The following is a 792-nucleotide window of genomic DNA, read 5'->3' on the forward strand; positions in this document are numbered from 1 at the left end:
TCAAAAGCCGATTGCGCCATTTAATCAACGTTTAGTAAAACGATTTGGTCGCTATTATTGGAATGAAGATAAACAGTTTGATATCGAACATCACTTTCGTCATAGCGCTTTGCCAAAGCCTGGTCGTATTCGTGAACTTCTGTCCCTAGTATCAGTGAAACATAGTGCCCTAATGGATCGTGAACGCCCTATGTGGGAAGTTCATTTGATTGAAGGCTTACGCGGTAAACGATTTGCTCTGTATTACAAAGCCCATCACTGCATGCTCGATGGTGTTGCGGCAATGCGCATGGGCATGCGTTTGATGTCTGAAGATCCAAGCGTGCGTGATCAGCCGCCACTCTGGGCGATGCCGCGAAAGCAGCGTTCGCATGCTCAGGTAGAAGGCTCAGATGTCATTCAGAGTTTGACGGATCTAGTGGGCGAAGCTGGCAAGCAGATTTCAACGATTCCAACTCTCGTTAAAGAAGTTACGCATGCCGTAAAACAAGCCAGTACGAATCCTGATTATACATCTGCGTTTCAGGCCCCTCCGAGCATATTGAATCAGCGTATTACAGGCTCTCGTCGATTTGCGGCGCAATCGTACCCCTCAGAGCGCTTCAAGAATATCGCGAAAAAAACGGGCTGTACTCTAAATGATGTGGTGATGGCTGTGTGTGGTAGTGCATTGCGTAATTACTTAATTAGTTTGAATGCTTTGCCTGATAAACCTCTGGTTGCGATGGTGCCTATGTCAATGCGTCGAGACGATAGTGATTCAGGCAATCAAATTGCTATGATTTTGGCGAC

1 protein-coding gene is annotated in these 792 nt (G+C 46.5%); it reads left to right on the forward strand.

Annotation, left to right across the window (positions count from 1 at the left end; genetic code table 11):
* The coding region (locus A3739_RS05865) for a wax ester/triacylglycerol synthase domain-containing protein (protein ID WP_304440261.1) at positions 1-792 on the forward strand (792 nt) is incomplete at both ends.

The organism is Oleiphilus sp. HI0067 (assembly GCF_001635735.1).